A 17,757-nucleotide genomic window follows, 5' to 3' on the forward strand; every position below is an offset into this window, starting at 1 on the left:
TAATGCTTTATTTTTAATTATTTCGCAAACTTTTTGGTTCCTGCAACGCATAAGATAACTCCTGCTGTCACCCCCAGCATTCCCAGGCTTACCTGTTCATCGAGAAGCCAAGCAGCCAGTGCAAGGCCAAAGAACGGCTGCAGCAGCTGCAATTGTCCTACAGTAGCAATACCACCCTGCGCCAGGCCTTTGTACCAGAATATAAAGCCAATAAACATACTGAAAAGAGAGATATAAGCCATTCCGGACCATCCCTGGAAACTGACACTTCCGATATCATCAGGAAAATAAATAAAAAATAAGGGAATCATAACAGGTAAAGCCAGCACCAAAGCCCAGGAAATCACCTGCCAGCCGCCTAATGTTTTAGAAAGTTTAGCACCTTCCGCATAGCCCATACCACATAAAATAACAGCAAGCAGCATCAGAACATCTCCAGTAGGCGAAGCAGATATTCCTTGCGAAACAGCATATCCGATCACTAAAAGACTTCCTACAACCGAAAAAAGCCAGAATACAGGATGAGGCCTCTCACCACCACGCATTACCCCGAATACAGCAGTTGCCAATGGGAGCATTCCCAGAAATACAATAGAATGTGCGGAAGTAAGATATTGAAGGGCCAGCGCTGAAAGAAGCGGAAAACCTATCACACAGCCCAGGGAAACCAGAAGCAGAGGGACTAAATCTTTTTTGACAGGACGCTTTTCTTTCCCTATTCCTAATACGATAAAAGCCAATACTCCTGCCACCGCTGCACGGACTATGGTTACAAAGATCGGACTCATTTCCATTACTGCCAATTTGGTGGCAGGCAATCCCCCGCTGAACAGCAGTACTCCTATAAAGCCATTGATCCATCCACTGATACTTTCATCTTTTGATATTTGTTTTGTCAACATTGTATTCAAGCTTTTAATTGATTTCCAAAATTAGAAAGGATAAACAGATAAACACAGTATCAGTTTTGTATATTTGCATGAGCACAGTTCAGCATTATGGGTAAAGAATTTTTATATACAGAAATTGCAGACGGCATTGCCAGGCAGATTAGAAACGGAATTTTAAAGGCGGGAGATAAACTTCCTTCGGTAAGAATGCTGTGCCAGGAACATCAGGTAAGTATGAACACGGCCAAGCGTGTTTTTCTGGAACTGGAATCACAATCTTTGGTAGAACCCAAGCCGCAATCCGGGTATTTTGTAAGCCAGCTTCTCTCTGCCAGGCTTCCTTTGCCTGAAGTAAGCCGCCCGTCACTCATTGCCAATAATGATGAGCCGGATGAGCTGATCAGTAAAGTATATGAAAATATGGGAAAAAACGGCCTTACTTTTTTCTCTATTGGGATTCCGTCAGGCGATCTTTTGCCCCAGGCAAAACTGAAAAAGAAATAGTAAACGCTACCAGGGAATTAAAAGACGGCGGAACGGAATATGAAGAACTTCAGGGAAATCTGAAACTAAGAAGAATGATTGCCATACGTTCTTTACAATGGGGAGGAAACCTGAGCGAAAATGACCTGATCACTACCAACGGCGGTATGAATGCCCTTTCTTTCTGTTTAATGGCCTTAGGAAAACCCGGAGATACCATTGCTATCGAAAGCCCCTGCTATCCCGGAATTCTACAACTGGCCAACGGATTGGGTCTTAAAGTCCTGGAACTTCCTACGCATCCCACTACCGGAATCGAAATTGAAGCTTTAAAAAAAGCAATCCCCAAAATCAATATCTGCCTGCTTATTCCCAATTTCAACTCACCTTTGGGAAGCTGTATGCCTGATGAAAATAAAAAGGAAATTGTAAAAATACTTTCTGAAAACAATATTCCTCTGATAGAAGATGATGTGTACGGAGATCTTTATTTCGGGTCCAGCCGTCCGAAATGCTGCAAATCTTTTGATAAAAACGGAAATGTGCTGTATTGCAGTTCTATTTCAAAAACACTTGCTCCGGGGTATCGTGTAGGCTGGATTGCTCCCGGAAAATACAAAGACAGGATTATGAAGCTTAAACTCCTTCATTCTACTTCATCGATTTCCATTGTTAACGAAGCGGTAGCTAATTTCCTGAAATCCGGAAAATATGAAAAGCATCTTCAGCAGCTCCGCAGAACATTGCAGATCAATTATCAGAACTATGTTCAGACCATAGCAGAATCTTTTCCGGAAGGTACCAGAACCAGCCGTCCGCAGGGAGGGTTGTCTATATGGATAGAATTTGATAAAAAGATAAAAACAACAGAATTATATGATCTGGCCATCAAACAGAACATAAGCATAGCTCCCGGAAGAATGTTCACCTTACAGGAACAGTTTGAAAACTGTATGAGGCTCTGCATAGGGCTTCCATGGTCGGAAGATACACAGGCAAAGCTGAGGCAGATTGGACAGCTTGCCCAAAAGATTTATTTAAAGTAAGGAAGATGGAGGCCGGAAGATGGAAGTTCTTATAGTTTTAAGAATACTTTCTCAGTTCTTTTACAAGAACTTCAGGCTTCCCTCTTCCAGCCTATTATTTATTATCCGGAACGAAGTTTTTTCTCGCCAGTTCTTTTCTTACACGGCTCAGACTCTCAGGAGTGATCCCCAGGTAAGAAGCGATCATCCATTGCGGAACTCTCAGCAGTAAATCCGGATACATTTTAATGAATTTCATGTATCTTTCTTCTGCCGTCTCTCCCAGCAGGGAATTGATCCTGTTTTGAAGGCTTCTGATGTGTTTCTGAAGAAGAAAATCACTTCTCTCAATACTGTTCGGAAATTGCTCTACAAGCTTATTGAAAAAATCAGGATGTAAAAACAGAACTTCTGAATCTTCGACAGCTTCTATATAGTAAATGGATTTTTCATTGAAATAAAGACTGCTTCGGTCCGATATCAGCCAGCTTTCCGGAGCAAACTGTATAATATGTTCTTTTCCGTTCTTGTCAATAGAATACATTTTCAGCAGACCTTTTTCCACAAAGAATATATGACGGCATATTTCGCCATACTGAAGAAGAAACTGGTTTTTGGGAATTTTCTTTACTTCATAATGCAGACTGCAGGTGTTCACGTTCTGAAGCGGAACATTTAAAACTTTGGCTAAATAATTATTTATATTCTTCATGGTACAATCTGGCTTAAGGAAATATCCTGGTGTGAAGCACTGTTTACAGGCTTTCCGTTCTCTATTACAATCAGCTGAGGACTTTCATGTCTGATCTCAAAGTCTGCTGCTATTTTGTTGGAAACAGGTCTGTAAGCCAACAGGTCCAGATAATATACATTAACAGGCTGGTCTGAACTTTCAATCTCTTTTTCAAAGTTTTTCAATACAGTTCTGCTGATAAAGCAGCTTGTAGAATGCTTGAATATGGCTGTCCTCTTCTGAAAAGAATCTTCTATCGCTCTGGCCAGATCCTCTTCAGATTCTATCTTTTTCCAGAATGTTTTTTGTTCAGGGCTTTCACTTTTTCCACCGAATATTTTATCAAAAAACTCATACATTAAATTGTTTTAGATGGTGATCAAGATGTTTGTATTCTAAAAATGTCCAGTCTTTTTCAGTCATGTTTCCGAACAACCTGTGACGGCCGGGCAGCCTGGTATTACAACAAACTTCCCGGAATTCTTCCAGCGTTTTCAGCAGATTGGCTTTTGATTCATCAAAATCACACTCAAAATTAACGATTAGTTTTTGAAAAGTAGGCATGTTTCTGGGAATTCCATTATTGAAAACATACATTTCTATTTTAGTACAGATTCCTATGGTCTCAAAAAGGATATTGATACGGGGAAGTTCCAGCTTTTCCAGGGCCACCTGAAGAACGAGATCACAATGCTTCAGCATCTGGCACACGTTCATTTTCCCCCATTTTCTCTGGGAGTTTTCAGATAACATGGAAATTCTGTCTACAATTTCCTTATAGTATATGGGATTATTAAGACTCTTTCTTACCAACCTTTTTCTAACTTCAGATTTTCAATATGAGCAAAATGATGATTACAGTGCCACACATATAAAGCAAGGCTCTCCCTTAGATTATAGTTTTTGTTATGTTCAGGATGATGAAATGTTCTTTCAAACTGTTTATTCGTGAGGCTTTTAAGAAGAACAACCCATCTCTGGTGTGTTCCTTTCAGCATTCTCATAGCAGGTTTTACGGGCATATGAAAACTATCCTGAAGCTCTGCCCATTTTGCTTCATCATAAGGTTTTATGGTAGGATTATCTTCTGTAAGTGCCAGTTTAAAACGGATAAAACTGTTCATATGGCTGTCTGAAAGATGGTTGACGAGCTGTCTGATGGTCCAGCCGCCTTCCCTGTAAGGAGTATCCAGCTGTTCGTCTGTAAAATGTTCAATGAGATTTTTTAACCTGCCGGGAAAGTCTTTGATTACTTTAATATAAGTGTCCAATGTAGTATCACAAATATTTTCAGGGGCTTCAAACGGCCCTATTGGAAACTTTTTCTTTTCTAAATCACTCATTGTTACGGTTTTAATTTTTAAACAGTTCCGGTTTGTCCGATTATATTGTTAAGGACAATTTTTCAAGTATCACTTGTGTAAATTTATCAAAATTTCAAGAATATAAAATGAATAAAGCATTAATTGTAGAGATAACAATTTATTGAACAGTATATTTTCATTAAAAACGGCCTCAGTGATGATACTGAGGCCGTTTTTAGAAATTATTTAAGAAATTAATAACCATGCAGATCAATTCCTTCCGTTCTCTGTAAAGGTACTTTCTTACCCATTTTCTTTTGAATTACTCTGAAATGCTGTAGCTCATCATCAGTAAGAATACTGATTGCCGTCCCCTTTTCATTGGCACGGCCTGTTCTTCCGATACGGTGAATATAATCCAAAGGGGAACGTGGCAATTCGTAATTGATAACGCATGGCAGGGACTCGATATGAATTCCGCGACCAATCAAATCTGTGGCAACCAGGATCTGCGCTCCGTTTACTTTAAATTCTTCCAGATTATTTCTTCTTGCCCCCTGAGACTTCTGGCTGTGAATAGCCACTGCTTTGATTTTATTCTTTTTAAGCTTTTCCACCAGGTTATCTGCAGATCTGGTAGATGAAACGAAGACCAAAGCTTTTTCTACTTTCTTTTCTTTAATTAAATACCGCAGAAAAGGGCCTTTATTTTCAGGAGCAACATGGTATGCCAGCTGCTCAATATTATCAATTTCAACTTCTTCTTTTTTAATTTCAATAATGACCGGATTAATAGACAACCGCTCTTTCATTTCAGACACCTTATCATTTAATGTGGCAGAAAATAAAGTCGTTTGTTTCACTACAGGCATCAGAGCAAAAAGTTTATCCATTTCTTCCCCAAAACCTAACTGAAACATTTTATCCGCTTCATCAACCACCAGATGCCGGATTCCTGAAATACTCAATGCATTATGGTCAATCAGATCCAATAAACGTCCGGGCGTTGCTATCAGAACTTCCACTCCAAACATCCCTTTCATCTGTGGATTAATGGAAACTCCGCCATAAACTGCCATGGTACGGATCTCTCTTTTCAGGTTTCCTGTAAAAGCCTGGAAGACTTCATCAATCTGAATCGCCAACTCCCTTGTAGGAACTAATATTAATACCTGAATATTACGTCCTTTTTTAACGTCTGCATTCTGAAGTTTTTCTAAAATCGGCATCACAAAACAAGCCGTTTTCCCGGAACCTGTCTGTGCAATTCCCATAAGATCTTTCCCTTGTAAAATAACAGGCACAGCCTGCTCCTGTATCGGGAATGGCTTTAAATACCCCAGTTTGTTGACAGAACGAATAATATTGTGTGATAATCCTAACGATTCAAATGACATAAAATACTTATTTCCTGCAAAGATAAACTATTGTTATTTGGTTTATCTCTCAAAATCCCATACTATTCTTATAAAAAATCATTATTCCGGTTTCTAATCCCTTCATTTTATAAGTATTCAAAATTTATGTTGCCGATTTGTCCGATAATTCAGTTTTGGACAAATTTTTGCGGATTAGTTTTGTAAATTTATCAAAAATTCGAGAATTCAAAATATGAAAAAAGCGTTAATAATAGTCGATGTACAGAATGATTTTTGTGAAGGCGGAGCACTTGCAGTCCCTGGAGCCAGCGAAATTATTCCATACATCAATCTCCTGATGGAGGAAAATGAATATGACCAGATTGTTCTGACCCAGGACTGGCATCCCGCAGGTCATAAAAGCTTTGCAAGCAGCAATGGAAGAAAGGTAGGAGAAAGTATTATTTTAAATGGGGTACCACAGTTTATGTGGCCGGATCACTGCATCCAGGGAACTTTCGGTGCAGAGTTCCATAAAGATCTGAACAGAGACAAAGTAACCCATATCGTACAGAAAGGAAAAATATTGAAATAGACAGCTACAGTGGTTTCCAGGACAATAATCATTTTATGAAAACCGGTTTGGATGACTTTTTAAAATATCATGATATTCAATTGGTAGAAATCGTGGGACTGGCATTGGATTATTGTGTAAAATTTACGGCATTGGATGCTGTTGCCAACGGCTATGTAACCTGTCTGCATTTCAACGGCACACGGGCTGTTAACGTAAAACCTGACAACGCCAGGGATGCCATTTATGAAATGATTGAGAAGGGAGTAACCGTTTTAGGGTAATTCTTTTTAATGATGAGTTATGAATTTTAAAATTTATGACTGACTCATAAAAAAGCGCAGAATTATTTTCTGCGCTTTTTGTTTTTTATTCTAAAGATACTTTTTGAAAGAATGAAGGAAGTTAAAAACCTGAATCTGTCATTCGTCATTTATAACTCATCATTCATTATCATTCTAAAGCATTTTAAGATTGTTCACTTCCAGTTCGGTAAGGATTCTCCAGTGTCCTCTTTTGATGTTTTTCTTCGTTAAACCTGCAAACATCACTCTGTCCAACGCTTCCACTTCATAACCCAATCTTTGGAAAATTCTTCTGATGACACGGTTCCATCCGATATGGATTTCAATTCCCACTTCATTCTTTGGTTTTCCTTCAATATAAGAAATCTGATCAACAACAGCTACACCTTCATCAAGACGAATACCTTCTGCTATAAGACGTAAATCTTCACCGGTAAGCTTTTTATCCAATGTTACATGATAAATCTTTTTCGCATCAAAAGAGGGATGCGTCAGTTTTTTCGTCATGTGTCCGTCATTAGTTAATAAGATCACTCCTGTTGTAGAACGGTCAAGCCTTCCAACCGGGAAAAGTCTGTACGGAGAAGCATTGGCTACAAGATCCATAACCGTTTTTCTTGCTTTATCGTCTTTTGTAGTGGAAATATACCCTTTGGGCTTATTCAAAAGTACATACACAGGCTTTTCAGGCGTAATGTTTTGTCCGTCAAAAACTACCCTGTCTGTTTTCTGTACCTGATATCCCATTTCAGTTACCACCTTTCCGTTTACTTCTACCAGCCCCTGGGTAATCAGCTCATCAGCTTCCCTTCTGCTGCAGATTCCTGAATTAGCAATATACTTGTTAAGACGGATGCTGTCTTTATGAACGTCCTTTTCAATTTTGTTCAGTCTTCTTTTCTGTACAAAAGATTTTGCTCTGTCTTCATTTCTTTCATCACCATTAGATGGCCTTCTTCCGTATTTCAGGCTGCCTCTTTCATACTTATCTCTTGTATCAAAATTTCTCCCGCCTCTCTTAGGCTTTCCAAAGATTTCTTCTCATAGCTCTCACTTTTGTTCGTGATATAAGGTTTTCTTTCAGATTTTGAACCAAAATCATCATTGGAATTTTCGAAACTGTCGGTATTTCTTTTGAAAGGTTTCTTTTCAAATCTTGAGTTGGATCCTTTATGTTCCGGCCCTTTTTTCCTCCGTCTTTAGAGAAAGGCTTCTTAAAAGGTTTTGATCCTGAAGAATTTCCAGATCTGGAAGCACGAGAATCATCAGAACTTTTCTTGGTTGAAATTCTTGGTCTCTTTGGTCTGTCTGAATTATTATTATCTCTGCTCATTCTAAAAATTTCTGCAAAGATAGTAATTTAGTTACGAGTTAAAAATTAAGAATCATAACTTTGCACTATAGTTTACATTTTTAACTTTACATACAATCGAAGATGATAACAATATTAAACGATAATTTTTCACAGCTCAACGAGTTTCTTCACGAGAGATCTTTCAGTAAAATTTTCATTATTGTAGATGAAAACACCCATGAATACTGCCTTCCTGTTCTTTTAGGAAATATGGAAACAGATCTTGGCTTTGAGATTTTAGAGATTGAAGCCGGAGAAGAAATGAAAAATATCCGGACAGCCAATCAGCTTTGGGAAATTCTTACGGAGATGAAAGCCGACAGAAAAGCATTGGTTATCAACCTTGGTGGCGGTGTCATTACGGATATGGGAGGATTTGTTGCATCTACTTACAAAAGAGGAATTCAGTTCATCAATATCCCCACTACCCTTTTATCCATGTGTGATGCTTCCATAGGAGGAAAAACGGGTATCGATCTGATGCATTATAAAAATATGGTAGGAACTTTTGCTTTCCCGAACAGATTTTTATTTTCCCGAAATTCCTGGAAACATTGCCATTTAAAGAATTAAGAAGCGGTTTTGCTGAAATGCTGAAACATGGATTAATTGCCGATAAAAACCATTGGGACCAGCTGATTCAGATCCGTAAGCTGGAAGTGGAGACTGTAATTCCGCATATTCAGGCCTCAATGCATATCAAACAGAATGTTGTAGATCAGGATTTCCATGAGCAGAATATCAGAAAAACACTGAATTTCGGACATACGATCGGCCATGCTGTGGAAAGCCTATGTTTACAGCAGGAAAATCCTATCCTTCACGGTGAAGCAGTAGCCATGGGTATGATTGCTGAAGCGCATCTGGCTTTTCTTGAAAATCTTATTTCTGAAGAAGATTCAAAAATGATCATTGAAAACATCCAGAGATACTATCCATATCTTGATATCAGTGATTTTAAAGATGAAGATATCACAGCTTTATTACTGAATGATAAAAAGAATACAGACAGTAAAATCAATTTTTCCCTGCTTTCAGGAATCGGCTCTTGTACCTATGATCATCAGTGCAGCCAGAAAAACATTATCGAATCAATAGCTTTTTATAGAAAACTGAACGATGCTTAACTATTTTTCTGAAAAAACACATTAGTTTTAAAGCCATTTTTGACAAAATTGTCAATTTAGACGCTTTCTAAACAAACGTTTATTTGTGTTATTAATACATTGAAAATCAAATATATAATTATAAAATCACTTAAACACTAAGTGATTTTTTTATTGATTTTAATCATAAAAAACTTTTTTGGCAAGCAATTTGGAAGATACTCTGCGTTCAGCTGAAAACTGCTGAACAAGTAGTAAAATTTAAAATTAAGAAAGAGTAAAATTAAAAAATTAAAGTTATGAAAAAGTTAATTTTAGGATTAGCGTTAACTGCAGGAACATTCGCATTCGCTCAACAGACAGGAAATACATCTTCTAATCCGGTAACATTCGGGGTAAAAGGAGGAATGAACGTATCTTCACTTTCAAAAGACAGCGGTCTTGATGATCAGAAATCTAAAATAGGATTCAACGCAGGTGTGTTTGCCAATATTCCTTTAGCAGCTTCATTCAGCGTTCAGCCAGAGGTACAATATTCACAATATGGTAATAAATCTGATTACACTTTAGCAGGAACAAAATATTCAGCTTCTACTAAGTTAGATTATATTACAGTACCGGTAATGTTCCAGTATAACTTAATCCCTGATTTATATGTTGAGGCAGGACCAGAATTCGGTTTCATGGTAAGTGCTAAAAACAAGTTTAAAAATGAATCAACTGGTCAGTCAAATACTAGTGATAACTACAAAGACAATTTAAATACTTTTAACTTTGGTATTGGTCTTGGGGCTGGATATTACTTTACTCCAAACCTTGGTCTTACAGCAAGATATGTTGCAGGTTTAACTGACGTAGCGAAAAACAGACCTAGTGGATCTGATGCGGTGAGAAATAACTTATTCCAGGTAGGATTAGCTTATAAATTCAAATAAGCTTATACATTCAATAACAAATTTTATATTCAATAGAAAAGATCAGATTGTTTTAATCTGGTCTTTTTATATCATAATTTTTAATCCGGCTTTGTTCTAGTTGTACTGATTAACAATTGATTTTAACTTTGGCACAACATTTGATAGTTAAAGAAATGTTAAATAAAACTTAAAAACTATTAAATAATAACTTATGAAAAAGATTTTTTAGGTCTTGCATTAGTAGCAGGAACTTTCGCATTCTCTCAGAAAACTTCAGCATCTGCTTCTTCAACTTCTCGGTTAGATTTGGATTAAAAGCAGGTCTTAATATTTCAACCCTTACTGAAAGCGATTTCAACTCTAAAGCAGGATTCTACGGAGGGGTATTTGCTAATATTCCGGTAGCGCAGGACTTCTCTTTCCAACCGGAAGTATTGTACAGCGGAATGGGAGCAAAATTAAAGGGGCTGATGATCTTAAAGTAAATTTAGATTATATTTCCGTACCATTAATGCTTCAATATAATGCTCTGCCTAACCTATATTTAGAAGCAGGACCTCAGTTCAGCTTTTTGATTAATTCAAAACTTAAATCCGGCTCTAATTCTGCAGATGCCAAGACTTATTTAAAGGGTTTGACTTCGGAATCGGTCTTGGTGCAGGATATTATTTCACACAGAATATCGGGGTTACGGCAAGATATGTTGCTGGTTTAACAGATGTTGCTAAAAACAGACCTGATCTATCTGATGATAAAGCTAAAAACGGAGTATTCCAGATTGGTTTAGCTTATAAATTCTAAACAACTTTATGTTCAATACAAAGCCGGATTATATTAAATCCGGCTTTTTTGTTTTATAAATGATTTTGGCAAGAAATTTGCCTATTGAGTAATGATTGTACTCTATTCGGAATTTTCAATTTACAGTTCCTGTTTTACAATGAGTAAGCGTAATTATCTGATTAATTCAATTGGATTTAAAGCTGAAATCTGACTATTACCATAAACTTTTAACGAGAACTGCATTGGGTTGACCGGAACAACAGAATACTGAAAAGTATTTTGTTCAACGATGAAAATACATTTTGATTTCAATAGAAAAAGTCAGGTTTATTAGTTTAAGCCTGACTTTTTCGCTTGCTGTGTAATTGTGTGACAGCCAGATTTACGGCAGGTATCACAGACATTTTTAAACATGATTATTATAATAATAAGGTAAGAAATAATGCACTTCAGGTTGGAGTGGCCTATAAGTTTACATAGAGATATTTATTTTTCAAAAAATGAATACCGGGCACACAGTCCGGTATTTTTATTTCAGTTCTTAAAATCAATCCAATATTTCTATAATTTTTGAAAGGAGGCTTTCATTTTTTTTGAATTTTCATTATTTCAATGATCAGCAATAAAGTATTTTTAATATTAAACTCTTTTCATACATAACGGGTTTGGCAGCACATTTATTCAATGAAAAGGGATAAATGTTCAGGAAAAGTCTTTAGAAAAACCGCTTGAAAACCCTTATAAACAGGCGTTTTTAAACTTTGGCAAGCAATTTGCAAAATAATTCGGGTCTGATTGAATGATCGACACACAAATAGTAAAATTAAAAAATAAAATTATGAAGAAGTTATTTTTAGGATTAGCATTAACTGCTGGTGTATTGGCTTTTGCTCAGGAAACAGAAACAAAGACAGAGACAAAAACAGTAACTGCATCACCTCTAAAAAAGATGTTCAACCGGTTAGATTCGGGATCAAGGCAGGGGAAATTCATCTTATTTCAGCCAGCAGAAATTCGGGATCAACTCTCAGCAATTAGGTTTCCACGCAGGTGCATTCGTTAATATTCCAATTTCAAAACAATTCAGCTTCCAGCCAGAGGTATTATACAATCAAATGGGAGCAAAAGATGTGATCTCATCTACAGAAACTGACAATGGAGTTACGAATGTGAAGACAAAAGTTGAGGACAGAGTAAAAATGAATTACATTTCAGTTCCGTTAATGGTTCAAATGAGACCTGTAGATAATTTTTATATTGAAGCAGGACCTGAATTCAGTTATTTCATCAATGGAAAAAACAAAGGTGAATCAACTGTAGCGAGCACTACCGGAGGTGTTACAACCACTACTACAAGCTCTCATTCTACAGATATCGACAAAGATCAGATCAACAGATTCAATTTCGGATTAGGTCTTGGTTTAGGCTATGATATCACGCCGAACATCGGTATCAATGCAAGATATGTAAACAGTCTGACAAAAATCGATAAGAGCAGACCGGCAGCTGAGAATAACAACAGAGTATTTCAGTTAGGCCTGAACTATAAATTTTAATTAAAGAACCAATTTTTTAACCCTAAGTGCATTAACCAGCACGCATAAAATCGCCGGAAGAAATTCTTCCGGCGATTTATTATTTATAAGTAAAAAGCTGATGTTTATTCAAATATTCTGGGATCGTCACTGATAACGCCATCTATTCCCATATCTTTTAATTCTTTTAATCTTTCTTTGGTGTTTACGGTCCACGGGATTACTTTCATACCCAATGAATGACATTCTTTTATCAATTGCGGTGTTACAAGAGTATGTTCAGGGCTGTAAACTGCAGGAGTGAAGCTCAGGAATTTCATATCTCCGGCTATACCATTCAGGTGATCAGGATACATCTTAAATTTTTTCAGAGGAATATGTTTAAAATAAGCCTGCTGCTGTGCCAGTTTTTTATCATCTACCCTTTCTACAAGCAAAGCAGTCATGATGTCAGGATATTCTTTATGAATTATTTCCAGTGTTCTGGGATCAAAAGACTGAATAATCACTCTATCCTGTATCTTTTTTCAACAATAATCTTCATCATCAGATCAACAAATTCTTTAGGCTCCGGATGAAATATATTGTCTGAGAAAGGACGCGTTTTGGTTTCTATATTATAATACGGTAACGGTCTTTTCAATTCACGGGCATACGCTTCACAGGCATCTATTACGTCTGAAAAAAGAGGTTTCTGAGCCTTCATTTTCTTTTGATCAGGATATCTGTCAAGCTTTTTAAGCCTACATCAAAGGTTTTGATCTTCGCATAAGGCATTTCATAAATTTTATAATAAAAACCTGAATCTTTGGGAATATAAGTTCCATCCGGTTTTGTAACCAGTTCCGGCGAAAGGAAAGCATCGTGGGAAAGAATAACCTTTTTGTCTTTCGTGATGGCGAGATCCATTTCCAGTGTCGTTATATTCATCTGTAAGGCGTTTTTCATGGCCGGAATTGTATTTTCCGGATAAAGGGATTTTCCTCCGCGGTGAGCCTGCTTATCAAAAGATTGTGAAGAGTAAAATTGAGCCGCCAGCAGAAAAATACCGGTAAAAAGTATATTTTTCATATCCTGAAGTTTTAATCTGACAAAATTAAAACTCCGCTGTATATTCTATGATACGAGAATATTAAGCTTTTGCTACATTTATAAAGCAAAAGAACCAGGCTGATACCCGGTTCTTTTATTATTTCAATAAAGAGATTAATTGAATAAATCTGTTTCTTCTCCTTTTCCTACAGGATATTCTTCTGTAAAACATCCGAAGCAGTGATTAGCAGAACCTAAAATTTCTTTCAGGTTGTCTATGCTCAAAAACTCTAAAGAATCTACTCCCAAATAATTTTTAAGTTCTTCTGTAGTCATATTGGCAGAGATCAGATCATCTTTGGATGGAGTATCAATTCCAAGGTAACAAGGAGCAATAATTGGCGGAGAAACACTTCTGAAATGAATCTCTTTCACTCCTGCATCTTTCAGGATTTTAACCAGCCTTTTTGATGTTGTCCCACGAACGATAGAGTCATCAATGATCACAACTCTCTTATCTTTCATCTCAGAGATAATCGGGTTCAGTTTAAGGTTCACTACCCTTTCTCTCATTTCCTGTGTAGGAACGATGAAACTTCTTCCGATATATCTGTTTTTGATCAGAACCGGACGGAAAGGGATTCCGGAAGCTTTTGAGAAGCCAATGGCAGCAGGAACTCCGGAATCCGGAACTCCAATTACTAAATCAGCTTCTACAGGAGCCTGTTCCCAGATTTTTTCACCGGATTTTTCTCTGATCTCATAAACATTGATGTTTTCAAGTGTAGAGTCAGGTCTGGCAAAATAAATATATTCAAAAGAACAGATTCTCTGCTTTCCTTTCGTCTCATCCATCATATAAGAATGAAGTTTTCCAGGTTCGTTTTCATTGGTATAAATGATCTCACCAGGAAGGATATCACGTACATACTGCGCTCCTACAGCATCTAATGCAACAGATTCCGAAGCTACAACATACGATTTCTCATCAATGGCTCCCAATACCAGCGGACGGATGCCATTAAAGTCTCTGAATGCAAAGAATTTATTTCTCGTCATTCCAACTACGGAATAAGCACCTTCAATCTTTTCCATTGTAGCTTTAATAGCTCCACGAAGACCTAAATCGAGATTTTTCTGGATCAGTCTCAGGATCACTTCAGAATCGGAAGTCGCTCTGAAAACAACCCCTTCGGCTTCCAGTTCTGCTTTTAATTCTTTGGCATTGGTAAGGTTTCCATTGTGTGCTATAGAAAGTATAATCTGGTCATATTCGTTTTTGCGAAAAATGGCTGGAAATTATATTTCTTTTATCTCCTGCAGTGGTATAACGGGTATGCCCGATTGCAGAATTTCCCATAAAAGTTTCAGGTTCGTGAATGTCTTTATAAACATCCAGAACAAGTCCTTCGTCTTTCATATTGGTGATTCTTCCATCTTTTAAAACGGAGATACCACAAGCTTCCTGACCTCTGTGCTGCAAAGCAAAAAGTCCGAACTGTGAAAGAGAATGTATCCAGATCATTATCCGAATACAATCCGAAGATCCACACTCTTCATTAGGAGCATCCAGTCTTTCCTCTTCCTGAGTTCTGAAAAGATTTCTTCCGTAAGTCTGGGTTTCAAACTGTTTTAAATATTCCTTTTATGAATGTCTAAACTTTTCATTTCTATTTTTTCTAATGATTAGAAGTTAGATATTAGATGTTAGAAATTAGTCTAAGTTAACTTCAATTATAATTTTAAACTTGCTTTTAATGAATAAAGCATTTTCTGAATTTCAGCTAAAAGTTCTTTTATTGGAGCAATTTGCTTTCAGAAACAAAATTCAAATCAATCAATAACTGAAGTTGAGTTTGTAATTCATAAGTAGAACCAAACGCAATTCCGAGAAACTGATAGAACTCATTTTATTATTTCTTCCGGCTCCTTCAGCCATATTAGAAGGTATTGAAACAGCACATCTTTTGTTTTGAGATTGCAGCCCGAATTTTTCTTCCATTGGTAATCAGCTGAGATCAAATAAATCTCTTTAACTAAAACCATTGATGTATTCTAAACTTTCAGATCTTCTATCCGATGTGATTTCATATTAATTTCTAATATCTAACTTCTAATTTCTGAAATTATTTTGCAAGTAAATTCTTAAGACGGTTATAGATTTCCACATAAGCCTCAGTAACTTCTCCTAAGTCTCTTCTGAATCTGTCTTTGTCTAATTTCTTCATGGTATCTTTATCCCAAAGTCTGCAGGTATCAGGAGAGATCTCGTCTGCTAAGATGATTTCACCGTCTGAAGTTTTTCCTAATTCGATTTTGAAATCCACCAGAATGATATTGATTTTGTCAAACAGTTCGATAAGAATGTCATTGATATCTGAAGACAGCTCATACATTTCGTCAAGCTCTTCATAAATAGCTGCTCCTAAGAAAACGGCATGGTGATCATTGATAAGCGGATCTCCCAGCTCATCTTTTTTATAGCAGATATCGAAGATGGTTACCGGAGATTTAATTCCTTCTTCCACTCCTAATCTTTGTGCCATGCTTCCAGCCGAATAGTTTCTTACAACCATTTTCAAAGGAATGATAGATACTTTTCTTACCAGCTGCTCTCTTTCGTCTAGTTTTTTGATGAAATGAGTTTTAATCCCTTTTCATTTAAATATTCAAAAATAAGGGTGGTGATCGCATTGTTCATTTCCCCTTTAAGGTCTACCTGACCTCTTTTTGAGCGTTAAATGCTGTAGCATCGTCTTTGAAACGTACTACTACTTCATCAGGATTATCGGTTGCAAATACCTGTTTTGCTTTCCCCTCGTACAACATTTCTTTCTTTTGACTCATAATTTTACTTTCTAAATTGTAGTTAGATTTATTGATTTATTTTATTATTATTCCTGTTAAGACAGCCAGTCCGAAACTCAGCAGTGTACAATTAATACATATTCTGTTAGTTTCTCTGTTTTGCCTGCGCAGGTCGCTGAACCTGAAGACAGATTTGGCAGCCACCATGAAACCTACGCCTTCCCAGTGATTCACCATGATAAAAGTGAAGACCATAAGACGTTCTAAAATTCCGATATATTTTCCGGCACTTGATAAAGATTCGGTTTGAATAGTGTTGGGGCCATCGGAGCGGGTGTCCATGATGACAATAGGATTTTGATAAAAACAGAAGCAGGAGTTGTAGAAATAACGCCGCCATGATTATCTTTAAAAATTCCTGATTCTGTAAAAACCCGAAGCCGAATTCCTGAAAATAAAAGAAACTCCTGCAATCACTAAAATGTGCAGCAGCTGGTCAATGAAAAACCATCTTTTCTTAGTCTTTACATTTTGAAATGTAAGCTTGGCTGCATCAATAATAAAGTGAGTGATTCCTACTAGAACGGCTACCCACCAAAGCTGAAGGTCCCAAAGAAAAATAAGGCTTAAGCGGTGTGTATCAGAACGTGAAGGTATAAAAACTTACTTTTCAGTTTATAGTTCTCCTTATCTGCAACCCATGAATTTGGCTGAAGTGTAAAATCTCCGAGTAGATGTGCCAATATGAGTTTGATGAAGATCATGCTTATAGTTCCGAGATTTTCTTTCTGAAATACTGATTGGTTTCCACGATGAGCTCATAGTTGGCTCGTTTCAGCCTCTGGCTTACCGAAGACTGTGAAATGGCAAATCTCTTGGCAAGATCTTCCTGGGTGATATCCTGATTCATGATCATTTCATGAATAATCTCTGCCGTTGCCATCGTCCAGTTGTCAAAATCCTTGGACGACCATTTCAACAGAATATTAAGATCTCTGTCTACCGGATCACTGGATGTTTTGATAGCAACGGTATGTCCGTCACTTTTAAGGTCATTCAGCAGTCTGCCGGAATTCACATAAGCAGTACCATTAGATTCCGTAATTTTCTCAGAAGAGAAACTTTCTTCACCGATACCTATGGCCATCCTTACATCTAAATTTTCAACACTTTTAATAAGAGATTTTATGGCTAGAAAACGCCAGAAAACGTCATCAATCCTGCACTTGAACTGAAACTCATCTCCCCTGTAGATTTCCCATGTGTGAGGAGCGCTTCCCCATTTTTCGAGAAGATGTTTAAGCCTGGTAATCCAAACTTCAGTGTCCGCATGCTGTGAATTTATAATATCACCGTAATGACCGCTATCATACTGCAAATATAAGCATAATTACTTATATATAAAAAATATAAGCAGAAACCCTTATAGATATTGATTATTAGTGAATCTGCTTATATCGATAATGTGGTAAACATAAGGTTTTTAAGAATTTATATTAAACTAAAAAATCAGTAAAAGCAAAAACAAGTAAAATCTTTACAGTTACATT

The 17,757-nt window shown here is 36.9% G+C and carries 16 protein-coding genes and 8 pseudogenes; 7 read left to right on the top strand and 17 right to left on the bottom strand.

The window, feature by feature from the left end:
• Nucleotides 1–17 precede the first annotated feature (17 nt).
• Nucleotides 18–902 (bottom strand): DMT family transporter, encoded by an 885-nt coding sequence (locus OWR28_RS12305; RefSeq protein ID WP_332386856.1) that lies wholly within the window; start codon nucleotides 900–902, stop codon nucleotides 18–20.
• A 96-nt stretch (nucleotides 903–998) separates the two neighbouring features.
• Between OWR28_RS12305 and OWR28_RS12310 the strand changes: the two are divergent.
• Nucleotides 999–2,419, top strand: a pseudogene (locus tag OWR28_RS12310) (aminotransferase-like domain-containing protein).
• Between the two features lie 94 nt (nucleotides 2,420–2,513).
• Here the strand turns inward: OWR28_RS12310 and OWR28_RS12315 are convergent.
• The 5 genes from OWR28_RS12315 to OWR28_RS12335 all read right to left on the bottom strand — a co-directional run bounded on the left by OWR28_RS12315 (nucleotide 2,514) and on the right by OWR28_RS12335 (nucleotide 5,832).
• The gene (locus OWR28_RS12315) at nucleotides 2,514–3,110 is read right to left on the bottom strand and encodes a Crp/Fnr family transcriptional regulator (protein ID WP_047099259.1); all 597 of its coding nucleotides are present in this window, start codon (nucleotides 3,108–3,110) and stop codon (nucleotides 2,514–2,516) included.
• The gene (gene ytxJ / locus OWR28_RS12320; RefSeq protein WP_332386857.1) at nucleotides 3,107–3,490 is read right to left on the bottom strand and encodes a bacillithiol system redox-active protein YtxJ; all 384 of its coding nucleotides are present in this window, start codon (nucleotides 3,488–3,490) and stop codon (nucleotides 3,107–3,109) included. Before ytxJ ends, OWR28_RS12315 begins: the two co-directional genes overlap by 4 nt.
• Nucleotides 3,483–3,944 (bottom strand): DUF1569 domain-containing protein, encoded by a 462-nt coding sequence (locus OWR28_RS12325; protein ID WP_332386858.1) that lies wholly within the window; start codon nucleotides 3,942–3,944, stop codon nucleotides 3,483–3,485. The genes ytxJ and OWR28_RS12325 overlap by 8 nt, the downstream gene beginning before the upstream one ends.
• Nucleotides 3,938–4,474 carry a YfiT family bacillithiol transferase gene (locus OWR28_RS12330; RefSeq protein ID WP_332386859.1) on the bottom strand — a complete coding sequence of 179 codons (537 nt, stop codon included), beginning with the start codon at nucleotides 4,472–4,474 and terminating at the stop codon, nucleotides 3,938–3,940. Before OWR28_RS12330 ends, OWR28_RS12325 begins: the two co-directional genes overlap by 7 nt.
• A gap of 215 nt (nucleotides 4,475–4,689) precedes the next feature.
• Nucleotides 4,690–5,832 carry a DEAD/DEAH box helicase gene (locus OWR28_RS12335; RefSeq protein ID WP_332386860.1) on the bottom strand — a complete coding sequence of 381 codons (1,143 nt, stop codon included), beginning with the start codon at nucleotides 5,830–5,832 and terminating at the stop codon, nucleotides 4,690–4,692.
• Between the two features lie 214 nt (nucleotides 5,833–6,046).
• On the opposite strand from OWR28_RS12335, the pseudogene pncA reads away from it, so the two are divergent.
• Nucleotides 6,047–6,651: pseudogene (gene pncA, locus OWR28_RS12340) on the top strand (bifunctional nicotinamidase/pyrazinamidase).
• A gap of 174 nt (nucleotides 6,652–6,825) precedes the next feature.
• Here the strand turns inward: pncA and OWR28_RS12345 are convergent.
• Nucleotides 6,826–7,739 (bottom strand): annotated as a pseudogene (locus OWR28_RS12345) (pseudouridine synthase).
• A 368-nt stretch (nucleotides 7,740–8,107) separates the two neighbouring features.
• On the opposite strand from OWR28_RS12345, the pseudogene aroB reads away from it, so the two are divergent.
• The 5 genes and pseudogenes from aroB (at nucleotide 8,108) to OWR28_RS12375 (ending at nucleotide 12,388) form a co-directional block, all read left to right on the top strand.
• Nucleotides 8,108–9,153: pseudogene (gene aroB, locus OWR28_RS12355) on the top strand (3-dehydroquinate synthase).
• Nucleotides 9,154–9,431: 278 nt separating this feature from the next.
• Complete coding sequence (locus tag OWR28_RS12360; protein WP_332386862.1) at nucleotides 9,432–10,067, top strand: porin family protein; 636 nt, start codon at nucleotides 9,432–9,434, stop codon at nucleotides 10,065–10,067.
• 186 nt (nucleotides 10,068–10,253) lie between these two features.
• Nucleotides 10,254–10,850 (top strand): annotated as a pseudogene (locus tag OWR28_RS12365) (porin family protein).
• A gap of 820 nt (nucleotides 10,851–11,670) precedes the next feature.
• Nucleotides 11,671–11,895 carry a hypothetical protein gene (locus OWR28_RS12370; RefSeq protein ID WP_332386863.1) on the top strand — a complete coding sequence of 75 codons (225 nt, stop codon included), beginning with the start codon at nucleotides 11,671–11,673 and terminating at the stop codon, nucleotides 11,893–11,895.
• Nucleotides 11,852–12,388 (top strand): porin family protein, encoded by a 537-nt coding sequence (locus OWR28_RS12375; protein ID WP_332387453.1) that lies wholly within the window; start codon nucleotides 11,852–11,854, stop codon nucleotides 12,386–12,388. The genes OWR28_RS12370 and OWR28_RS12375 overlap by 44 nt, the downstream gene beginning before the upstream one ends.
• Before the next feature lie 104 nt (nucleotides 12,389–12,492).
• Here the strand turns inward: OWR28_RS12375 and OWR28_RS12380 are convergent, their stop codons facing one another.
• The 10 genes and pseudogenes from OWR28_RS12380 to OWR28_RS12435 form a co-directional block, all read right to left on the bottom strand.
• Nucleotides 12,493–12,876 (bottom strand): glycerophosphodiester phosphodiesterase family protein, encoded by a 384-nt coding sequence (locus OWR28_RS12380; RefSeq protein ID WP_332386864.1) that lies wholly within the window; start codon nucleotides 12,874–12,876, stop codon nucleotides 12,493–12,495.
• A complete protein-coding gene (locus OWR28_RS12385) occupies nucleotides 12,873–13,073 on the bottom strand; it encodes a hypothetical protein (protein ID WP_332386865.1) in 201 nt (66 codons plus the stop codon). The genes OWR28_RS12380 and OWR28_RS12385 overlap by 4 nt, the downstream gene beginning before the upstream one ends.
• Nucleotides 13,070–13,438 carry a glycerophosphodiester phosphodiesterase family protein gene (locus tag OWR28_RS12390; RefSeq protein WP_332386866.1) on the bottom strand — a complete coding sequence of 123 codons (369 nt, stop codon included), beginning with the start codon at nucleotides 13,436–13,438 and terminating at the stop codon, nucleotides 13,070–13,072. Before OWR28_RS12390 ends, OWR28_RS12385 begins: the two co-directional genes overlap by 4 nt.
• A gap of 135 nt (nucleotides 13,439–13,573) precedes the next feature.
• Nucleotides 13,574–15,067 (bottom strand): annotated as a pseudogene (gene purF / locus OWR28_RS12395) (amidophosphoribosyltransferase).
• 128 nt (nucleotides 15,068–15,195) lie between these two features.
• Nucleotides 15,196–15,401: pseudogene (locus tag OWR28_RS26990) on the bottom strand (four helix bundle protein).
• 124 nt (nucleotides 15,402–15,525) lie between these two features.
• Nucleotides 15,526–16,246 (bottom strand): annotated as a pseudogene (purC, locus tag OWR28_RS12415) (phosphoribosylaminoimidazolesuccinocarboxamide synthase).
• Between the two features lie 36 nt (nucleotides 16,247–16,282).
• Nucleotides 16,283–16,549, bottom strand: a complete 267-nt coding sequence (locus OWR28_RS12420) for a hypothetical protein (protein ID WP_332386868.1) — start codon at nucleotides 16,547–16,549, stop codon at nucleotides 16,283–16,285.
• Between the two features lie 66 nt (nucleotides 16,550–16,615).
• Nucleotides 16,616–16,864: a DUF3307 domain-containing protein gene (locus OWR28_RS12425; protein WP_332387456.1), complete on the bottom strand. Its 249-nt coding sequence runs from the start codon at nucleotides 16,862–16,864 to the stop codon at nucleotides 16,616–16,618.
• Nucleotides 16,834–16,971, bottom strand: a complete 138-nt coding sequence (locus OWR28_RS12430; protein ID WP_332386869.1) for a DUF3307 domain-containing protein — start codon at nucleotides 16,969–16,971, stop codon at nucleotides 16,834–16,836. Before OWR28_RS12430 ends, OWR28_RS12425 begins: the two co-directional genes overlap by 31 nt.
• A gap of 2 nt (nucleotides 16,972–16,973) precedes the next feature.
• Nucleotides 16,974–17,585: a SatD family protein gene (locus OWR28_RS12435; protein WP_332386870.1), complete on the bottom strand. Its 612-nt coding sequence runs from the start codon at nucleotides 17,583–17,585 to the stop codon at nucleotides 16,974–16,976.
• Nucleotides 17,586–17,757 lie beyond the last annotated feature (172 nt).

Origin of the sequence: Chryseobacterium sp. 1B4 (assembly GCF_036631475.1) — a bacterium.
Taxonomy (GTDB): Bacteria; Bacteroidota; Bacteroidia; order Flavobacteriales; family Weeksellaceae; genus Chryseobacterium.